19 protein-coding genes and 1 tRNA gene are annotated in these 17,462 nt (G+C 52.8%); 9 read left to right on the plus strand and 11 right to left on the minus strand.

Translation table 11 applies throughout. The features are described from left to right. The first annotated feature begins 22 nt into the window (after nucleotides 1-22). From N9C89_RS11355 to N9C89_RS11375, 5 genes are all read left to right on the plus strand, one after another. Complete coding sequence (locus tag N9C89_RS11355; RefSeq protein ID WP_263953984.1) at nucleotides 23-1,285, plus strand: tyrosine-type recombinase/integrase; 1,263 nt, start codon at nucleotides 23-25, stop codon at nucleotides 1,283-1,285. Continuing rightward, a complete protein-coding gene (locus N9C89_RS11360) occupies nucleotides 1,224-1,925 on the plus strand; it encodes a hypothetical protein (RefSeq protein WP_263953985.1) in 702 nt (233 codons plus the stop codon). The genes N9C89_RS11355 and N9C89_RS11360 overlap by 62 nt, the downstream gene beginning before the upstream one ends. A gap of 116 nt (nucleotides 1,926-2,041) precedes the next feature. After that, a complete protein-coding gene (locus N9C89_RS11365; protein ID WP_263953986.1) occupies nucleotides 2,042-2,266 on the plus strand; it encodes a helix-turn-helix transcriptional regulator in 225 nt (74 codons plus the stop codon). Nucleotides 2,267-2,288: 22 nt separating this feature from the next. Next, nucleotides 2,289-4,061, plus strand: a complete 1,773-nt coding sequence (locus tag N9C89_RS11370; protein WP_263953987.1) for a bifunctional DNA primase/polymerase — start codon at nucleotides 2,289-2,291, stop codon at nucleotides 4,059-4,061. A 140-nt stretch (nucleotides 4,062-4,201) separates the two neighbouring features. Next, nucleotides 4,202-4,498, plus strand: coding sequence for a hypothetical protein (locus N9C89_RS11375; RefSeq protein ID WP_263953988.1), 297 nt, complete (start codon nucleotides 4,202-4,204; stop codon nucleotides 4,496-4,498). Between the two features lie 311 nt (nucleotides 4,499-4,809). On the opposite strand, the gene N9C89_RS11380 is transcribed toward N9C89_RS11375, so the two are convergent. After that, nucleotides 4,810-5,040 carry a hypothetical protein gene (locus N9C89_RS11380; protein ID WP_263953989.1) on the minus strand — a complete coding sequence of 77 codons (231 nt, stop codon included), beginning with the start codon at nucleotides 5,038-5,040 and terminating at the stop codon, nucleotides 4,810-4,812. Between the two features lie 772 nt (nucleotides 5,041-5,812). On the opposite strand from N9C89_RS11380, the gene N9C89_RS11385 reads away from it, so the two are divergent. The 4 genes from N9C89_RS11385 (at nucleotide 5,813) to N9C89_RS11400 (ending at nucleotide 11,073) form a co-directional block, all read left to right on the plus strand. Then, complete coding sequence (locus tag N9C89_RS11385; protein ID WP_263953991.1) at nucleotides 5,813-6,013, plus strand: hypothetical protein; 201 nt, start codon at nucleotides 5,813-5,815, stop codon at nucleotides 6,011-6,013. A gap of 313 nt (nucleotides 6,014-6,326) precedes the next feature. Next, nucleotides 6,327-8,168: an SIR2 family protein gene (locus tag N9C89_RS11390; protein WP_263953992.1), complete on the plus strand. Its 1,842-nt coding sequence runs from the start codon at nucleotides 6,327-6,329 to the stop codon at nucleotides 8,166-8,168. A gap of 2 nt (nucleotides 8,169-8,170) precedes the next feature. Next, nucleotides 8,171-9,619 carry an argonaute/piwi family protein gene (locus N9C89_RS11395; protein WP_263953993.1) on the plus strand — a complete coding sequence of 483 codons (1,449 nt, stop codon included), beginning with the start codon at nucleotides 8,171-8,173 and terminating at the stop codon, nucleotides 9,617-9,619. A gap of 44 nt (nucleotides 9,620-9,663) precedes the next feature. Further along, a complete protein-coding gene (locus N9C89_RS11400; RefSeq protein WP_263953994.1) occupies nucleotides 9,664-11,073 on the plus strand; it encodes an FRG domain-containing protein in 1,410 nt (469 codons plus the stop codon). Between the two features lie 117 nt (nucleotides 11,074-11,190). Here N9C89_RS11400 and N9C89_RS11405 read toward each other — a convergent pair. The 10 genes from N9C89_RS11405 to murA form a co-directional block, all read right to left on the minus strand. Next, a tRNA-Phe gene (locus N9C89_RS11405) sits at nucleotides 11,191-11,265 on the minus strand. 78 nt (nucleotides 11,266-11,343) lie between these two features. After that, a complete protein-coding gene (locus tag N9C89_RS11410; protein ID WP_263953996.1) occupies nucleotides 11,344-11,526 on the minus strand; it encodes a DNA gyrase inhibitor YacG in 183 nt (60 codons plus the stop codon). After that, on the minus strand, nucleotides 11,523-12,554 hold the full coding sequence (locus N9C89_RS11415) for a ribonuclease E/G (RefSeq protein WP_263953998.1): 1,032 nt from the start codon (nucleotides 12,552-12,554) through the stop codon (nucleotides 11,523-11,525). The genes N9C89_RS11410 and N9C89_RS11415 overlap by 4 nt, the downstream gene beginning before the upstream one ends. Next, nucleotides 12,551-13,123 (minus strand): Maf family protein, encoded by a 573-nt coding sequence (locus N9C89_RS11420; protein WP_263953999.1) that lies wholly within the window; start codon nucleotides 13,121-13,123, stop codon nucleotides 12,551-12,553. The genes N9C89_RS11415 and N9C89_RS11420 overlap by 4 nt, the downstream gene beginning before the upstream one ends. A gap of 3 nt (nucleotides 13,124-13,126) precedes the next feature. Continuing rightward, nucleotides 13,127-13,345, minus strand: a complete 219-nt coding sequence (gene infA / locus N9C89_RS11425) for a translation initiation factor IF-1 (RefSeq protein ID WP_039004513.1) — start codon at nucleotides 13,343-13,345, stop codon at nucleotides 13,127-13,129. Nucleotides 13,346-13,458: 113 nt separating this feature from the next. Next, complete coding sequence (locus N9C89_RS11430; RefSeq protein WP_263954002.1) at nucleotides 13,459-13,920, minus strand: low molecular weight phosphatase family protein; 462 nt, start codon at nucleotides 13,918-13,920, stop codon at nucleotides 13,459-13,461. After that, nucleotides 13,921-14,406, minus strand: coding sequence for a UPF0262 family protein (locus N9C89_RS11435; RefSeq protein WP_263954003.1), 486 nt, complete (start codon nucleotides 14,404-14,406; stop codon nucleotides 13,921-13,923). 4 nt (nucleotides 14,407-14,410) lie between these two features. After that, a complete protein-coding gene (gene hisD / locus N9C89_RS11440) occupies nucleotides 14,411-15,715 on the minus strand; it encodes a histidinol dehydrogenase (RefSeq protein ID WP_263954005.1) in 1,305 nt (434 codons plus the stop codon). 3 nt (nucleotides 15,716-15,718) lie between these two features. Further along, the gene (locus N9C89_RS11445; protein WP_263954007.1) at nucleotides 15,719-16,198 is read right to left on the minus strand and encodes a DUF2948 family protein; all 480 of its coding nucleotides are present in this window, start codon (nucleotides 16,196-16,198) and stop codon (nucleotides 15,719-15,721) included. Beyond that, on the minus strand, nucleotides 16,195-17,460 hold the full coding sequence (gene murA, locus N9C89_RS11450) for a UDP-N-acetylglucosamine 1-carboxyvinyltransferase (protein ID WP_263954008.1): 1,266 nt from the start codon (nucleotides 17,458-17,460) through the stop codon (nucleotides 16,195-16,197). The genes N9C89_RS11445 and murA overlap by 4 nt, the downstream gene beginning before the upstream one ends. Nucleotides 17,461-17,462 lie beyond the last annotated feature (2 nt).

Raw genomic sequence — 17,462 nt, forward strand, 5'->3', positions numbered from 1 at the left:
CTTCTGCGACCGGTTCACATTGATGCAAGGCGTCACATGGGTTCTAGGGTTGTCCCTGACGGCGGGCCTCCATGTATCTTATTTTGACCTCATGATACAGAAACTGACCACTAAGTTCATCGAGACCAGAAAGCCAAACCCAGCCAAGCGGGAAGACTTCCGTGACACAGTGGTTCCGGGCTTAGTCCTTCGGGTGAACAAATCCGGCACCAAGACGTTTAGCTTTCACAAGCGCATAAACGGAAAAATGAAGCGCTTGACCATCGGCCATTTCGGACCATTTTCTCTTAACGACGCCCGGGAACGAGCACGGCAAATCCTCTATGAAGTGGAAACAGGCAAGTTCGAACAAAGTACCGGCATAGAGGTCGAAGTGAAACCGACGCTGGGCGACGTGATCCCTGACTATATTGAGAAGTATGCCAAGATTCACAACCGTGACCATGAACGCAAAGAAGCTCAGTTGGCTAAGTTCACGACCCTGCACGGAAAACGGATCAACGAGATCAAACGCGCAGATGTCGTGAAAGCATGCGACACAATTCAGAAATCTGCACCAATCGGCGTGAACCGCGCACTGGCTCATCTTAAGCATCTGATGAGCTGGAGTGTCGAGCGCGGCATTATCGACGCCTCCCCCATTGCCGGAATGAAACCTCGGGCCCAAGAAAAACCGCGTGAGCGTGTCCTGACCGGTAACGAACTGGGCGCGCTGTGGGAGGTCTGTGGCGACGAGGGCTATCCGTTTGGGGATTGCATGAAGCTGTTGATCCTAAGCGGCCAGAGACGCGCCGAAGTCGCCGAGATGCGCTGGTCAGAACTCGACATCGAAAATCGCCTTTGGACCCTACCTTCGCAGCGCGCCAAGAACGGCAGGCAGCACACCATACCGCTCACCGACGCAATGCTGGACGTGCTGCGCAGGGTGCCAAAGTTTATCGGTTCCGATTTCGTGTTCACTACGACGGGCACGACACCAATTTCTGGATTTGGTCGATTGAAAAAGCGTCTCGACAAATCGCTTCCCAAGGACGCCGAACCTTGGACTCCCCATGATCTGCGCCGCACGATGTCCACCAACATGGCCCAACTTGGCGTTCCACAACCAGTGACTGAAGCGCTGCTAAACCATAAGACGGGTGTAGTCTCTGGCGTTGCTGCTATCTACAATGTCTATTCATACGCGGATGAAAAGCGCGAAGCGCTTGAGCAATGGAATAGCCATGTCGGAAAACTCACCAAACCAGCGCTACTACCTGCAATACCTCGAATTGGGTTGGCTTGAACGGCAACTACCCGAAATGCCAGATTTCTTCTCTGAAAAACTCATAAAGCGAATTTGCCGAGAATCTGGCGCTGGCGACGAAACAGATCAAGAGGGTTTTGCGAAAGAGTTGAGGGAAATCGCGCAAGCATATTGGGTGGCGGCAATGTCATCGCCGCTAAAAATTGGCAATGGACCAGCTTTACAGAGTCCAGACGAACGGATTAGAAAATTGAACAGCACCATTCTGAACCCGGCGAAAAAGCTGATCGACGCTCTGGCTGACCACAATTTACCCTTGCTTTCCGAATGGCCCGACAAACTGCCTTCACAGTCGCCCGACCGGGAACACTTACTCAAAGAACTCAGTTTACTGATTGGTCGTGTTCGGGACCTCACCGAGGTGCTGGATGACCGAAAGCGTAAGGGCTCGCCTCTTTCACACGAATTCAAGATCGATTTGGCAAATGCATTGACCGATGTTTTAGAGCGCCACATTCCTTCGGTTGTAGCCGCACGCGGCGGTTATGACCGCACCAAGGACCCAAGCAGTGCATACAGACGATTTATGACTGAGTGCGGTTCAGAAATTTTCGGTTCTGATTTCTCTTTCTCAGGAAACGTCCTTGATGAAGTCGCTCTGTCACGAGGCAACTTGTAGAACCTACGCATACCCTGCGTAGCTTTGGCTACACCTCTGATATCAAACAGTTTCCCTCTGCCATATGCTGTCGTCACTTGGGGTCGACCCCTTCATTTAACAAATGGAGGCCCACTATGAATATCGAAAAGAAACATCCGCGACTTGCGACCCGTGATGACCTGAAGCGCATGGGCATTAAAGTCTCAAACACCACAAAATTGCGTTGGGAAGCCCAAGGTAGGTTCCCAAGACGGATCCGTATGGGTGGCACAACCGTTGCTTGGTTCATGTCCGAGATTGAGGACTGGCTAGCGGAGCGTGATGCTGAACGCGCTCGAACATTTTACGCAGACTATTGATCATCCAGAAAAGGAGACAGAAATGCAAAAGGCATTTCGCTTTGAGGATGGCATGAATTCGCCTTCAATCACCAAAGCTGCGCTCGCATGGGCGCGGCAGGGTGCAAAAATTATTGCACTACACGGTATCGATGAAAACGGAACATGCTCCTGCGGTAAGCGCCAGTGCGGTAGCCCCGGCAAGCATCCAATCGCCGAACTATTCCCAAAGGGCCAGCATAGCGCCACGAGCAAGGTCGCTAAGATTCGTCGCGCATTCAAAATTCACCCAGACGCAAATCTGGGTGTGATCCTTCCACAAGGGTTAGTGGCGCTTGATGTCGATGGGCCTGAAGGCGTTAAGACTTTCGAGGCTCTAAACCTTAAAGAGACTTTGGCGGTCCAAACTGGCAGAGGTGCGCATCACTACTTTCGGGTCTCTGAAGCGCTCCCCAAGAAAAAAATAACCCTTGATGGCATCGATATCAAAGATGCTGAGAGCGGGTACATAGTGGTGCCTCCGAGCAATCATCATAGCGGGAAATCGTATCGATGGCGCGGCAACAGAAGGCCCATCGCGAAACTGCCCTCGTCGTTTGTAGGTTCGCTTGAACGCAAAGGCAGACGAACGGCAAACTTTCAAAATGAAGGGACATTTAAAGCCGGAGGCCGGAACAACGAGCTAACCAAGATAGCTGGTTCATTGAGATATCGGGGATTGGGCGACACGGCTATCGCTACCGCATTGCAAGCGATCAATAGCACAGCGTGCAGCCCACCTCTTGGTGCAGATGAAGTTGACCGTATTGCCGAAAGCGTTGGCAAGTATGACACAGGCAGCGACGAAGCCTTTGGATGGCTCGGGGATGTTGTAGAATCCGAGCCGCAGTTTCTTGCCTACCCGTACATTATCAAGGGGGCGATCACCGTTCTCGACGGGAACATGGGCCAGGGTAAATCCACCTTTACGTGCGCAATCGCCGCTGCCGTTTCAACAGGCAAGCCACCACCCTTTATTGATGAGATTGAGCAAGGGTCTGTGCTGTTCATGTCAGCGGAGGATGATCCGTCGAGGGTTCTCAAACCAAGATTGATGAAAGCCGGGGCCGATGTTTCGAAGGTGCGATATCAAGATGAGCCGTTCACGCTTGATGAGCGCGGCCTAGCGCTGGTGCGGCAAGAGCTAGCCTCAAATACACCCGCATTGGTTATCATCGACCCAATCATTGCGTTCATGCAGGAAGGCTCGAACGGCAACAACGCCACAGAGACTATGCACTTCATGATTCAGCTGGATCAACTGGCGCGGGATTTTGATACGGCGATCCTCATTGTTCGGCACCTCCGCAAGTCGCGGGCGGATCACGCGATGCACCAAGGTATCGGATCAATCTCGATCTCTGCACGGGTTAGGTCAGGGCTGATACTTGCGCCACATCCAGATAACCCAAAAAAACGGGCAATTGTGCACGCGAAGTCAAACTATTCAGAAGCAGGTCCTGCCATAGTCTTCGAAATGGAGAGCGATGGACCGCGTTCCCATCCAAAAATCGTTTGGCATGAATGCGATCCAGATATGACCGCTGATGATCTTCTAGCTCCGCCCGAAGCCGAGCGCGGACGCCCACCAAAAGCCAGAGATACCGCAACTGCGTGGTTGGAAAGCGTGCTGCGCCGTGGTCCTATCAAGAAAAAAGCGCTGGACGGTATGGCGGACGCAAACGGCATCACGTTGGCCACTCTACGCCGCGCAGGTGACACACTCGGCGTCATTAAGTCGAAAGACGGAAAGGAGTCCGTCTGGGCTCTGCCATGAGACCGCAGGCAACATTCCATTCACTTGCTCAGAATTCGCACACGTATGTGATTTTTGAGCAAGTGATCACTCCCCTCAAAAAACTTCGCTCGCGTGCCTGAGCAGCTACCACGCGCCAAAAATGTAAAGGAACACAATAAATGACTAAACATATTGAAATGCAATACCGCCTAAAAACCGCAATCCAAGCAGCGATCCTGCACGAGGGCAAAATTGATGGCACTGATGATGTAGCGCTGACGAACACCGACGTTGTCGAAGCGTTGCTAGAAGTCGTCGGATATTATGCGTCGTTTCACGGCTTCGAAAGCTACACTCCGACTGATCTTGCCTTTAAGAATGCCACAACAATCCAGAGGCACATCGACAGCTTCCGGGCGTTGAGGCGAGATGGAGGACTGAAGATGAATGTCGTCCCTCGCAACAAGGTGAACTGATTCAACAGTCAATGGGGGTGGTGTTAGGCAGCGGCTAGAGGCCGAAAATCTTGAAAGGATGCATGACGACCTGTCTGCTCACGAGGCAATCGCCCATAAAAAAACACCTACCCCCACACCTTGCGTCAGCACTCAATTGGGTGTCCGGCAGACCTGTCTTAGGCGACACGAGGACTATGTATCAGACTGTCGGATACGAGCTGGAGCCAAATAGCTGAATCTTTTCAGGTGGTCCGCAATCGCGCTGGACTTGAAAGTGATGCTCTGGGTTCCACACGGGTAGCAATCTGCTTGGTTGGACGCTCTGTCCTTCATTCTTGGACCCAACCCTTCTTGTGGAAATGACGAGTAACGATGACGCGATTGTAGAGCGGGAAGCCAATCCACAAGCCGTTGGCTGTGATCAGCGACAAGATCGACCACAGGAACATGCCCTTGAATAGGTAATACAGCGGCCCGAACAGCAGGCACCACAGTCTATGCCAGTTGCCGAGTATGACTTTCTCCTGCCCGTTAAATTTCCATGTTGCTCGAATGACCATTGTGGTCTCCTTTGCTGATTGCAGTCGCAACAGCGCAATAAGGTCGAGCGGTGGTGGGCGTCAGGGTATTTCCTAGGTTGATGGGTATCTGCGCCGCGCACAGGGGCCAGCACTGCCGTCTGCGGCGCTTAGCTCGCAACACGACGTTCGATCCGGTCACGACGCCTTCTGGCTCAATACAACGCGGCCACGCGCGCTCAACGCCGTATGCTCTAGGGCTTATAGTTGGCTTGCTTGAATTCACCTTGGGGTAGGCACATATTATCACTAGCAGCTTCTCCGGCTCTGGTCGAAGACCAATTATCAGGGCGTGTCGGGAAAAACGGGAGTGGCTGTCGCCCGCTCGGCATTTGGCCAACGGCTAACCTGAATCCGCAACCTGTAGAGGAGATACACTCCGCCCGCAGGAGCGAATTCGTGAGGAGAAGTACTGAACGCAATTTGCTATGGGCAGTAGCTGTCGGAGGAAACATTGACAGCGTCTTGAGCCTTACGGAGAGGATCATTCAGGTCCTTTCTGCCCTAATGTAAATGCACAAATGGTCGCCGGTCCTCTTTGGGGTCCGGCGATTATTTTGATGTGGGACACAAGCAGATCGCGCAAACGAAACCTTCAATCCCCATTTTCAAGCTATTGCGGGGTCACGACCAGTCCTCAATTCGAGAAGCCAACGGGTAACGCCCTCTGCTCTAGGGATTTATTGTGGGGTTGTCCCTGACATGCCTGCTGATCACGTCTTATCGATCTGCATCAGAAACCAAGGAGATCACCATGCCCGTTATCATCACACTGAAAGCCCTTTGCGAAGAACTCAAGATCGACCCGCGCGAGGCCCGCGAACGTCTGCGCGCCGCTGCCAGTGATGCCAAAGCAAACCCCGAATTGGCGAAGGCAAGGAAGCCGCGCACGCCGTGGCAGTGGGTTAAGGGGTCAAAGGCTGAGAAGGAAGCGCTTTCAGTATTGACCAACTGAGGTCGGCTTCTGGGCGTGCTATTCCGCGCGTGACCAAATTTTCGGGTTGCGAAAACTATGCCTTGGCTTGCGACGTGGCGTTACAGCGAGCCTGTAGCGTCACCTCAAATTAAGCGGGAAGCGAAAAGCAGCCAATGAACGCTTGAGTTGTGTCTCTATTCCAGCCATCCTTCCTATCAGGTTGACTAGTTCACCCGAATGTGGACGTAGGCTTCGAATAGCTCTCCAAGGGACGTAAAAGAAAAGCTAGCGTCCCAAATCGTACGAGTGACGGGCCAATTTGGCAGTAGTAGCAGTGTTTGGGTGGGATAATTTGGATTTAGAAGACGACATTAAGATTACTTCCACAACAAAATTCCTCCCTAAGTTTTGTTTAAACCCTGCTGGATTTTCTTGGTTCTTGGGCGCGGGCGCGTCAGCATCCTCGGGAATCCCCACTGGGTACGACATGATTGTGGATTTTAAGAAACAACTATTTTGTCAATTCAGTGGGACGAGCCGCAAACAAGTGGATTCTAATGATCCTTTGTGGGTCGAGCGAATTGAACTCTATTTGTCCAGTAGATCAATTTTACCCCCGAAAGACGATCCTACCGAATACGCTGCAGCTTTCGAAGCCGTATATTCCACACCGGAAGAACGCCGAGCCTACATCGAACAGGCTGTCACAAAAGGCACGCCGTCCTTTGCCCATCGGGGTCTCGCAGCACTGATTTCGAATGGAAGAGTTCCGTGCCTCTTCACCACAAACTTTGACTCTATGATTGAGACTGCAGCGACAGTAACAGATCAGCTGTTAGAGGCAACAGACAGAGCAAATTTGACCGTTGCAGGAATCGACAACGCTGACAGAGCCGATCGATGCTTGCGCGAATCCGACTGGCCCCTGCTTGCCAAGGTTCACGGGGATTTTCAGTCAGTCGACCTGAAGAACACGTCGGATGAGCTAGCGACTCAAGACCTCAAAATGCGAAATGTACTGACTGGCGCGTGTGGTCGGTTCGGACTGATTGTCGTCGGATACAGTGGCAGAGACCAGTCGGTTATGGACGCGTTGACTCATGCCTTGAAGGAACCAAATGCGTTTCCATCAGGGATCGTCTGGACTTGCAGATCCGCGAGCCGATTACTGCCTGCAGTTGTCGATTTCTTGAATGCAGCCCATTCTGCTGGTGTTACGACTTCGGTTCTTGAGTGTCACACATTCGACGAGTTAATTGCAGATTTGCTGGATGGCATTGCGTTGCCCGACGAACTGGAAAAGCACGTGCTGCAAGAGCGACCTCCCGAGATCAATAAACCGGCACCGTTACCCACTGGAGATCACCTAAATTTCCCAGTATTGCAAAGTTCGGCTCTCCCTCTGGTGCAGCTACCTAAACTCGCTAGAAAAATCAAACTCGGGTCTCCGTTAGACACCCGGCAAGCTCAGGAAATACTTAGAGCCTCTCAAAAAATGGGAGCGGTTGCCGGCATTGGCAATGAACTAGCTGCATTCGGCGCGGACGCAGACCTATTGACTGCGTTTGCTGAACAGGATGCCGAACTTGCCGGTACAATTGAACTTAACATTGCCGAAGATAGCTGGGCGATGGGACTAGTCTATGACGCTTTGGTACGTGCGATTTGTCGAGACCAACCTCTCGCACCGCGCTTGAGACGCAGTGGACACTTAGTTGTCTTCAGTCATGCCAAACGCGACGAAGATGAGGCTACGCAAAGAGAACGAAAATCTCGGCAATCCGGGCCGCAGGCCGCCTATAGCGCACCTCTCACTGGCATTATCCCGAACCACAAAGGTTTCTTGTTCAATGAAGGCGCGCGCATCAAGTTTGATCGAGTACTGGACGGCTGGTGGTGTGTTTTTGAGCCAACCACAGTCGTCAGGCCACCTCGAACTGAAGACCCTGAAATGCAGAAACGAAATAGGGGGATCGTTGCAGATTGGACGCGCGAAAGATGGGCAAGAAGATACAATAACGTTTGGGCGAAGATAATCGCCGCATGGATACCGCTGATTGCGGGCAATGATGACGGGAAACTACAAGCCTTTGGGGTAGGCGAGCATAAAGGAATTGACGCCACGTTCGTCGTTTCGACTGTCCCGGCATGGTCTAGGCCATCACATGATCACCCTTATTTTCGAAGGGCTTAGACATGACATTAGATTATGAGAATTCCAAGTTACCGCCCTTCTTACTTCTTGATGAGCCAAAACTCTCATTTAATGAAGATGGAACTAAGCAAGATGTAAGTCCACTCCGAGGTTTGGATCGCTTTGGCCCCCACTCTGGAGAAGTGTTCCCGAACTATACTCCACAGGTTCGACTAGCCACGATGGGGCCACGTAGCGGTTGGCCTCGTATGAGGGAATTGGTCAATACTCTTCGATCACACCACGCACCCGCAGACAGAAAAGACTACGTGCCGTCCTTCAGGGGATTTGAAGCAGTGTTTGGCGTGCCGTTAGTTGCCGCTTCAAAAAGTGCTCATATCAAATGGGATGACGATCTGAATGTGATCGCTCCGGGTCAGCCCCCACGTCAGCAACTTCATAAAGCACTACGGGAAGGGTTGGACAGGTTAAGCCTCGTAAGAGATCAATTTGATGTCGTGCTTGTTCACTTGCCCGAAATGTGGAGGGCCGCCTCCAGAGCCGAAGGTTTCGACGCCCACGATGAGCTGAAGGCTCTGGGAGCGGCGAAAGGTATTCCAACGCAGGTGATCAATGATCGTACTTTTTCGTTTAGTTATAAGGCATCTCTAGCATGGCGGTTGTCGATTGCACTTTATGTCAAGGCGGGCGGCGTGCCATGGAAGCTAGGGCCGTTACCCGGTGTACCCGACCAAACTGCCTACATCGGTCTCGCTTATTCCCTTCGAAAGACCACCGAGGGAACTAAGTTTGTTACTTGTTGCTCACAGGTGTTCGATGCCGATGGCGGGGGGATGCAGTTTGTCGCTTATGAAGCACGAGATCCCCACGAAGACACTCTCGAAATGCGCAGGAACCCATATTTATCCCGCAGCGATATGCGTGCAGTTATGGCGCGTAGCCTAAGCCTCTATCGATCAAGAAACGGTGGTGCTTCGCCGCGTAGGCTAGTTGTTCACAAGACAACGGCCTACAAACAAGCGGAAATCGAAGGAGTACTGGATGCAACTTCTGCAATTCCTGAGGTCGAGTGCATAGAAGTTAGCCAATCGTCGGCGTGGCGGTCTGTTTGGTTAACTGAGAACAAGGGGAAAGGAGGTCCAAGCAAGCCAGATGGGTTCCCTGTACCGAGGGGAACGACGCTGGTTCACTCAGGATGTTCGGCTCTGGTCTGGGTCGCAGGCAACGCACCAGAAGCGTCACTACAGCGTAATTATTACCAAGGTAAAAAGAGTATTCCCCAGCCTCTAAAGCTGGTCAGGCATACCGGCTCGGGTCCTCTGGAATGCACGGCACTTGAGGCGCTCGCGCTTACGAAGATGGATTGGAACAACGACGCACTTTATGATCCTGTTCCGGTAACAATCAGATACTCCCAAACTCTGGCAAAAACCATTGCCAGCGTGCCCAGCCTCCCCGGGAGAGAATACCCATATCGTCTGTTTATGTAGGACTTACTTACGTTTAGACGAATATTTGATAAGGAATTGGATGAATGGTCGAGTGGCATTGCCAAAGTGCTTCGGAGTTGAATGACACCATTGACTCTTTGCCGCCGGGTCTCTTGTTTCGCGGTCAGACCAAGGAATATCTAAGGGCCGATGGAGGTCCCGATCTTCGCTCATCTATTGACCGGCACGGCTGTGTCCCGGACCGAATGCTCAAATGGTGGCAATACTCTCGGTTTATTCTCGGAACCTTTGTCAAGTCCTTCGACATGGCAAGCGACCTAGCGACTGATCAGGCCATCTTACAGCACTATGGTTGGCGGTCATTTTTCTTGGATGCCTCCTCGTCCGCCCAAGTGGCTGCTTGGTTCGCGGGTCACAAATACAAATCCAAACGAGAAATTGAGTTAGTAGAAGACTGCTGGGAAGATCCCGTTTTCGCCATTCGCGAAGAGGCGTTCTACGAGCCTGCAGGAGACCAAGTCGCATGTTTGTATGCCATCGGAGGAAAAGGGCTGCGACGGAACGATATTGACGCAGTGGATTTGGTTGAAATCGCGACAGAGGCGGGCAGCCACAGATGTAGCGCTCAATCCGCCTTCATGGTTGGCCCACTTAATGGAAACCTGCCCGATGACTGTATCGTGGCAAAGATTTTCGCGCCAACTAGCGTCTTTAGGGAATTCGCGGCCCAAGACAGCTCGTTGACCCAAGAAGGCCTGTTTCCCCCGTCATCTTCCGATCCATTTTTAGCCGCACTTAGCTCGGTGCCGTGGGTGAAAAGATATATTGACGAAGAAAAAGTGGGTATCGACTTTTTTGATAGAGGCCTTGGATTGCCCGAGTACAACGTGAGATCCATGAAACGAAACGGACCAGCGGTTTGCTTCTATCGCAGATTTTGGATTGCCGACACTCTTCCTGAAGATTCAGTCTTCTCTGAAACCCATTTCTACCTGAGTGGAGAGACCCTATTTCATGGCGCAGCTGGGAGTCTCTCAGAATTCCCCAAGATAACTGAGTTGTTGACTGACGTCGTCTCAGTAGCCGTAGAATTGGACGGGCTTGTAGCCTACCCCTATGCGCAAGGAGGATCGTTTGCAAAAGGCATATATCTTGAGCGCCAAGAGGACGGAAGTATCCTACTTACCGAACTGGCCGTAGAACAACATGGGCTTAGACCAGCAGGGTTTGGTATTACGCGCGGCGTCTACTACATGCCAAGCGAAGAAGGGGATTGGAAACAAATCTCTCACCCGGAAGAATGTGATTGCGGACACGAAACCCATCACAGACATCATCTTGTAGTTGCCTCGCACTTCGAGAATGCGTTGGCGAGTGGCGAGTTTACCAATGTGAGAAAACGCATATTTGCATCTGAAGGAGTTACTGTAACGAGTGATCCTGCTGTGATTGAAATCATGAAGCTTGAGGACATGGTAACCTCAGAAAAGTGAACAGCGACGCATGAACAGTCCATGCGCTCTTGATACCCCAGTGATACCCGAGGTGATATTCACATCGATTAGATCACCAGAGACTTGTGATAAGGCATTGTTCTTGCTTGATTTAAATGGTGCCCGGGGGCGGAATCGAACCACCGACACGAGGATTTTCAATCCACTGCTCTACCCCTGAGCTACCCGGGCACGGGGAACGTTTTCACGTTCGGGTCGCGGTGTTCTAGACGCGCTAAAAGGTGGTGTCTAGAGGCAAATCGCAAAAAATCAGTGTGGTTTGCGATTTGTTTTTTCTAACTCATCTCGAAGTGCGCTCAAATCGTCTTCTTCTTCGGAGGGTGCAGTGTAGGTTCCGTTGAACCAACGGCCCAAATCGATGTCTGCACAGTTCTTTGAACAGAAGGGACGATATTTCTTATCAGAATCCTTTGAACAAATCGGACAACTCATTCTACGCAATCCTTAAGCGGCAACCGTTCGCGTTTTCGTTGCAGTTCATAGTGGCCAAGCGGCGTAAAGCCCACAAGCGCAGTGTCAATCGAATCGGCCTTAAAGGCCGCGCGCAACACGCTTTCAAAGGTCTGCCGGTCTTTCTTGGTCATTGGAGCGAGATCGAGAGTTATCTGCCCGCCGAGACCACGAATGCGCATTTGCCGCGGAAGGTCGCGAGCAGCGGCGATATTTGCCTTAAGGCCCGCTGCAACGGATGTATCTCCGCCCGTATTGATATCAACCGCTACAAGCGCGCGTGTCGGCTCGACATACATGCTGGCCCCGCCGCTCAATGGCACGTAGTCATCAAGCGTTTCAGAAACCATGCTATCGATTTCGTAATCAGCAAAACTTCCTTCATTCGCCGCCATCACATCCGGCGCGGGCCAATCACGCCACGCAAGCAATTGAGCATCGGGGCCATCAAGCAAAAGCTCCGCTCCGTTGTCGTCAGCATCAAGGACGCCATCGGCCTGCCCCAACATGAGCGCTATGTCATCGGCGATTTCTTCATGGTCTGAATGCTCACAGATCGAGCGGAGGATGAGGCCGTGTGGCACACCCTCCATCATAGACTTGGCCAACTCCATCAATTCGTCGCGGATGTCGTCATCGCGGATCGCGCGGCTGATATTCACGCCGGGTGCATTTGGCGTCACAATCGCGTAGCGACTTTTGAATAGAATTTTCTGAGTAACAGGAACGGCTTTCCCTTCTTCGGCAAAGCCTGTGACTTGCACGAAAATAGACTGCCCGGGCGCGAGCCCCTTACCTTGGCGCAGAAATGCGGTGCCGTCAGGTATCCGCAGCATCATACCGCCCTGCCCTTTCAGCGGACGATCACAGATGGCACGGTAAATCGTTCCCGGCACGGGCATTTCCTGCGCAGCGGGATCAATCAGAAGATCGGTTAACTTCCCATCAACCAACATCGCAGCCGCACCACGGCCCTTCCATTGATCTAATGCAACAACACTGCCCTTCATGCGCCCTCCAGCGGGTAACCCGCGCTTTCTAACAGTTGCGCGGTTTCTGTGAGCGGCAAACCAACAACGCCCGTATAGGAACCATTAATCCACGGGATGAACCGCGCCGCATAGCCCTGAATACCATAGGCTCCTGCTTTGCCCTGCCATTCACCTGTGACGATGTAAGCGTTGATATCAGCTTCTGTCAGTTGCTTCATCCGCAAGATGGTAACAGTTTCTTTCTCGGCAATCTTATCGCCTACGCGCAGCGCGACAGCAGTAACAACACGATGGCGGCGCCCCGAAAGGCGGCGAAGATAATCGCGCGCCTCGGCTTCATCAGTTGGCTTGCCGAGGATACGACGGCCAATCGCCACAATCGTATCCGCGCTCAAAACAATCTCGTCCGGCGCAGCCTGAACCGCTTTCGCCTTTTCACGCGCAAGCCTTTGGCAATACGGGCGCGGATATTCGCCCACTTGGGGCGTCTCATCTATATCCGCAGGGCGCACAGCGTCAGGCACCACGCCAATCTGTTTGAGGAGTTCGGCGCGGCGTGGGCTTGCAGACCCTAAGATCAAACGCATCGCCTACTTGAAGCGATAGTTGATGCGACCTTTGGTGAGGTCATAAGGCGTCATGGCGACTTGGACTTTGTCACCGGCAAGAACGCGGATACGGTTCTTGCGCATTTTGCCTGCCATATGCGCGATGATCTCATGGCCGTTTTCCAGCTCGACCCGAAACGTCGCGTTTGGCAGAAGCTCCCTGACGACACCTGGAAATTCGAGCTCTTCTTCCTTGGCCATGGTCTCTCCTATTCGTTACCTTTCTCGTGCCAGTGCACGAGCGCCTCTTAAATGCGCGTCATTTTCGCATTTTTCAAGGACAACTTGGCGTGAAACACAGGAATTTGCGCGAATTAGAGCGGATTCTCGGGCGTTCCGAACCGTTCTAGCAACTGCTTTTTGATTTGGTCGCGCGTTTGCCGGTATGACTGCAGCCGATCTTCGCGCGTTTCTCCGAGTCCAGTCGGGTCCAGAACAGGCCAGTACTCAACCGAAAGATGGAACAAACGCGTCAAATCCAAAGCGCGGCGCTGGCTCGCTGGCGACAACGCAATCACGAGATCAAAACTAGATAAATCGTCGCCCCAATCCTGCATGTCGTCGAAAGAGCGGCTCTTGTGTCGAGAAAGCTCGACACCTAACTCGCTGCACACCGCAATCGCAAATCCATCAATTTCAAGATCGTTGTGAACGCCAACCGATTGAATATAAATCGATTTGCCGTACATGGCCTTCATGATCCCCTCTGCCATTGGCGAACGTACAGAGTTGTGATCACAGCAAAAAAGGACAGAGGTCGGGCGGTCGGGGTTCATTTATCCCCCGAAATGCAAGACGCAAATAAGCGTAAACAGGCGGCGCGCGGTTGGGTGATCGACTTTGGCCTTTCCTTCGAGCCGCTCCTGAAGAACGCGGGCACCTTCGTCGTGAATGCCGCGCCGCGCCATATCAATTGCTTCGATTTGACTTGGGGGCAGCTTCTTTACCGCGTCAAAGTAACTCTCGCAAATCTGGAAATAGTCTCGAACGACCTGTCGAAACGGCCCAAGTGCGAGGTGAAACTCAGCAAGAGGCGCCTCGTCTTCGCTGCGAATATCAAACACAAGTCGGCGCTCGCGAATGGCCAAAGTTACGTTGAATGGCCCTTCTTCTGGATCGTGCCCTTCTCTAACAGGCAAAGCAAAGCTGTTGTCTTCAAGCAGATCGAATATGGCAACGCGGCGCTCCTGTTCGATCTCTGCTGTCGCAGGAGCGCGGCCTTCATCGTCAATCTCGATTGCAACGATGCGATTTGTTGCCATGTCGTTACCCTTCGTTGATACGGTCCAACCTTGCTCGGATCGAGAGGCCGTGCGCCTCTAGGCTTTCAGATTTAGCCAGCCGTTCAGCCGATGGGCCAATCGCGGCCAAGGCTTCTGGTGTCATACGCGAAAGCGTGGTTCGCTTGACGAAATCCATAACAGACAGCCCCGAGGAGAACCGTGCGGAACGCGCTGTCGGCAGAACATGGTTCGGCCCGCCGATATAATCGCCGATTGCTTCGGGCGTGTACTGACCGATGAAAATCGCACCTGCATGCCTTATCTTGGCAGCCAAAGCATCAGCATCGTCAACACAAATCTCAAGGTGCTCCGGCGCGATCCGATCAGAAAGCGCTATCGCACACTCCAGATCAGGAACGGTGATCACCGCACCAAAGTCACGCCAGCTGGGAGCGGCTATAGCAGCCCGCTCCAACGTTTCGAGCCGTTTTTCAACGGCTTGCGCAACGGCGCGGCCAAATTCTGCGTCATCCGTTATCAGAATACTTTGTGCGCTCTCGTCATGCTCAGCCTGACTCAAAAGATCAACGGCTATCCAGTCTGGGTCATTGTTCTTGTCTGCAATCACCAAAATCTCGCTCGGGCCGGCGATCATATCGATTCCGACCTTGCCAAAAACGCGACGCTTGGCAGCCGCGACAAAAGCATTGCCCGGGCCAGTGATCTTATCAACAGGTGCAATAGTTTCAGTGCCATAAGCAAGCGCAGCAATCGCCTGTGCGCCACCTATGCGATAGATCTCATCCACACCAGCAAGGCGCGCCGCAAATAGTACAAGCGGGTTTACTGCACCATCTGGCGTTGGAACGCAGATCGCGAGACGTTCAACGCCCGCCACCTTTGCGGGAATTGCATTCATCAGAACCGAACTAGGGTAACTTGCGAGCCCGCCCGGAACGTAAAGCCCCGCCGCGGCAACAGCTGTCCATCGCCAGCCAAGCATTGCGCCGGTATCATCTGTCCAGCTTGCATCTTCTGGAAGCTGCTTCTCGTGATAGGCGCGGATACGGGAAGCGGCCAATTCAAGCGCAGCGGCATCTTCGGCGTCAACTTTCGCACATTCTGCTTCAATTTCCTCTGGCGAGAACCGCAGCGTCTCGGGCGTGAGCGCGAGTCGGTCGAATTTATTGGTTAGGTCCACAACCGCCGCATCGCCGCGCTTGCGCACATCTGCAATAATATCGGCAACGACCACATCCACATCGGGGCTGTCTTCACGTTTGGTGCCTAGAAACGCTTGAAACTCGGCATCAAAACCGGTGTCAGAGGCGTTTAGAAATAGAGGCATAGATCACTCCGGGTGCTGAGGCATAGATTTGGACGGAGCGATATAGGGGCGGGTCACGTCTTGCAATGTGACATTGAGACATTCCACATCCACGCCAATCAGCCCATCCCCTGCCAGAACCACGAGTATGCGCCCTGTGCCATCTTCACCCGGCTCAAAGCCAATCGACAGGATCGAGAAAACAAGGTCTTTGTCGTTCTGATCAATTCCCTGGCTTACAACCCCTGTTGCATCCTCAAAAGTCAGAACGGAACGCACGCGTTCGTAGGGACGATTACGAGCCTCTGCGTTCGGCGCGTCTTCCCATCTGAACCGGTTAAGAAGAATTGCAAAGCGCCGCTCTTGCGGACGCCAAGCAACTTCGGAAATCGGGAAAACAGCGTCTTGGGCAACGCTAGAAATAACCTGCAAGTCTTCTTCATCTGCTGCAACAAGTTGCAGCGGTTTCTCTGCGCCGTCTTCAAATGTGGCGTCGTTACTCATTCTTTCACCCGTTCAATTTGTGCGCCCACGCCCGCAAATTTTGCAACGACATGCTCATAACCGCGATCAACGTGATAAACGCGGGACACAACTGTTTCACCTTCAGCGGCCAAACCGGCAAGAATAAGCGATACTGATGCTCGCAAATCCGTTGCCATGACCGGTGCACCTTTGAGGCGCTTTACGCCCGTTACTTTGGCGACACCACCATGCACATCAATCTGCGCCCCCATGCGAATAAGCTCTGGGGCGTGCATGAACCTGTTTTCAAAAATCCGTTCTTCAAGCACGCTGGTGCCCTCGGCGGTACACATCAGCGCCATCATCTGGGCCTGTAGATCTGTTGGGAAACCAGGATAAACTTCAGTGACTACATCAACAGCTTTGATCGCATCACCACGGCGCGCGACCATCAGACCGTTTTCCGTCTCGCGAACATCGATCCCTGCGGCATCAAGCTTCTCACAAAAGGCGCCCAGCAAATCCATACGACCACCAAGAAGCTCGACTTCCCCCCCCGCGATTGCTGGCGCAAGCATATAAGTGCCAAGTTCAATCCGGTCCGTTACAACTGGATGCGTGGCCCCGTGAAGGCGGTCAACACCTTCGATCGTAACTGTGGAGGTGCCTTCACCTTCGATTTGCGCACCCATTTTCCGAAGACATTCAACCAGATCAACAATCTCTGGCTCTCTCGCAGCGTTCTTGAGAACAGTTGTCCCTTTCGCAAGCGTCGCAGCCATGATTGTGTTTTCTGTGGCGCCAACCGAAGCAAAGCGCAACTCATGCACAGCGCCCTTTAGCCCTTTTGGGGCCTTTGCGTGCAAGTACCCTTCCTTAAGCTCGATCTCCGCACCAAGCGCCTCAAGCGCTTCGATGTGCAAATCCATTGGCCGCGCTCCAATCGCACAGCCTCCTGGCAGCGAAACAATCGCATGGCCAAGCCGCGCCAGCAGGGGCCCAAGAACAAGGTTTGACGCGCGCATTTTCCGCACGATCTCATAGTCAGCCACGTGATTGTCGATATTGTGCGATGACATCGCCAGCACTTTGCCGTCCTGAAGGCTTGAGACTTCCGCCCCAAACGAAGCCAACAATGCGCTCATCGTTTTGATATCCGAGAGTCTTGGTGCGTTGGTCAAGGTCAGCGGTTCTTCTGACAACAGCGTCGCAGGCATCAAGGTAAGACAGGCATTTTTGGCGCCCGCAATCGGAATTTGGCCTTTAAGTGGGCCATTGCCCGTAACGACGATTGAATCCATTT

The sequence above is a fragment of the Halocynthiibacter sp. SDUM655004 genome (assembly GCF_026015885.1).
GTDB lineage: Bacteria > Pseudomonadota > Alphaproteobacteria > Rhodobacterales > Rhodobacteraceae > Falsihalocynthiibacter > Falsihalocynthiibacter halioticoli.

Bases quoted from the DNA above. Each gene is read 5' to 3' on its own strand.
- N9C89_RS11395 (WP_263953993.1), top strand. From the start codon at position 8,171: ATGACATTAGATTATGAGAATTCCAAGTTACCGCCCTTCTTACTTCTT.
- N9C89_RS11370 (WP_263953987.1), top strand. From the start codon at position 2,289: ATGCAAAAGGCATTTCGCTTTGAGGATGGCATGAATTCGCCTTCAATC.
- murA (WP_263954008.1), bottom strand. From the start codon at position 17,460: ATGGATTCAATCGTCGTTACGGGCAATGGCCCACTTAAAGGCCAAATT.
- infA (WP_039004513.1), bottom strand. From the start codon at position 13,345: ATGGCCAAGGAAGAAGAGCTCGAATTTCCAGGTGTCGTCAGGGAGCTT.
- N9C89_RS11415 (WP_263953998.1), bottom strand. From the start codon at position 12,554: ATGAAGGGCAGTGTTGTTGCATTAGATCAATGGAAGGGCCGTGGTGCG.
- N9C89_RS11410 (WP_263953996.1), bottom strand. From the start codon at position 11,526: ATGAGTTGTCCGATTTGTTCAAAGGATTCTGATAAGAAATATCGTCCC.
- N9C89_RS11400 (WP_263953994.1), top strand. From the start codon at position 9,664: ATGGTCGAGTGGCATTGCCAAAGTGCTTCGGAGTTGAATGACACCATT.
- N9C89_RS11430 (WP_263954002.1), bottom strand. From the start codon at position 13,920: ATGAACCCCGACCGCCCGACCTCTGTCCTTTTTTGCTGTGATCACAAC.
- N9C89_RS11445 (WP_263954007.1), bottom strand. From the start codon at position 16,198: ATGAGTAACGACGCCACATTTGAAGACGGCGCAGAGAAACCGCTGCAA.
- N9C89_RS11355 (WP_263953984.1), top strand. From the start codon at position 23: ATGCAAGGCGTCACATGGGTTCTAGGGTTGTCCCTGACGGCGGGCCTC.
- N9C89_RS11380 (WP_263953989.1), bottom strand. From the start codon at position 5,040: ATGGTCATTCGAGCAACATGGAAATTTAACGGGCAGGAGAAAGTCATA.
- N9C89_RS11435 (WP_263954003.1), bottom strand. From the start codon at position 14,406: ATGGCAACAAATCGCATCGTTGCAATCGAGATTGACGATGAAGGCCGC.
- N9C89_RS11385 (WP_263953991.1), top strand. From the start codon at position 5,813: ATGCCCGTTATCATCACACTGAAAGCCCTTTGCGAAGAACTCAAGATC.
- N9C89_RS11420 (WP_263953999.1), bottom strand. From the start codon at position 13,123: ATGCGTTTGATCTTAGGGTCTGCAAGCCCACGCCGCGCCGAACTCCTC.
- hisD (WP_263954005.1), bottom strand. From the start codon at position 15,715: ATGCCTCTATTTCTAAACGCCTCTGACACCGGTTTTGATGCCGAGTTT.
- N9C89_RS11360 (WP_263953985.1), top strand. From the start codon at position 1,224: ATGTCGGAAAACTCACCAAACCAGCGCTACTACCTGCAATACCTCGAA.
- N9C89_RS11375 (WP_263953988.1), top strand. From the start codon at position 4,202: ATGACTAAACATATTGAAATGCAATACCGCCTAAAAACCGCAATCCAA.
- N9C89_RS11365 (WP_263953986.1), top strand. From the start codon at position 2,042: ATGAATATCGAAAAGAAACATCCGCGACTTGCGACCCGTGATGACCTG.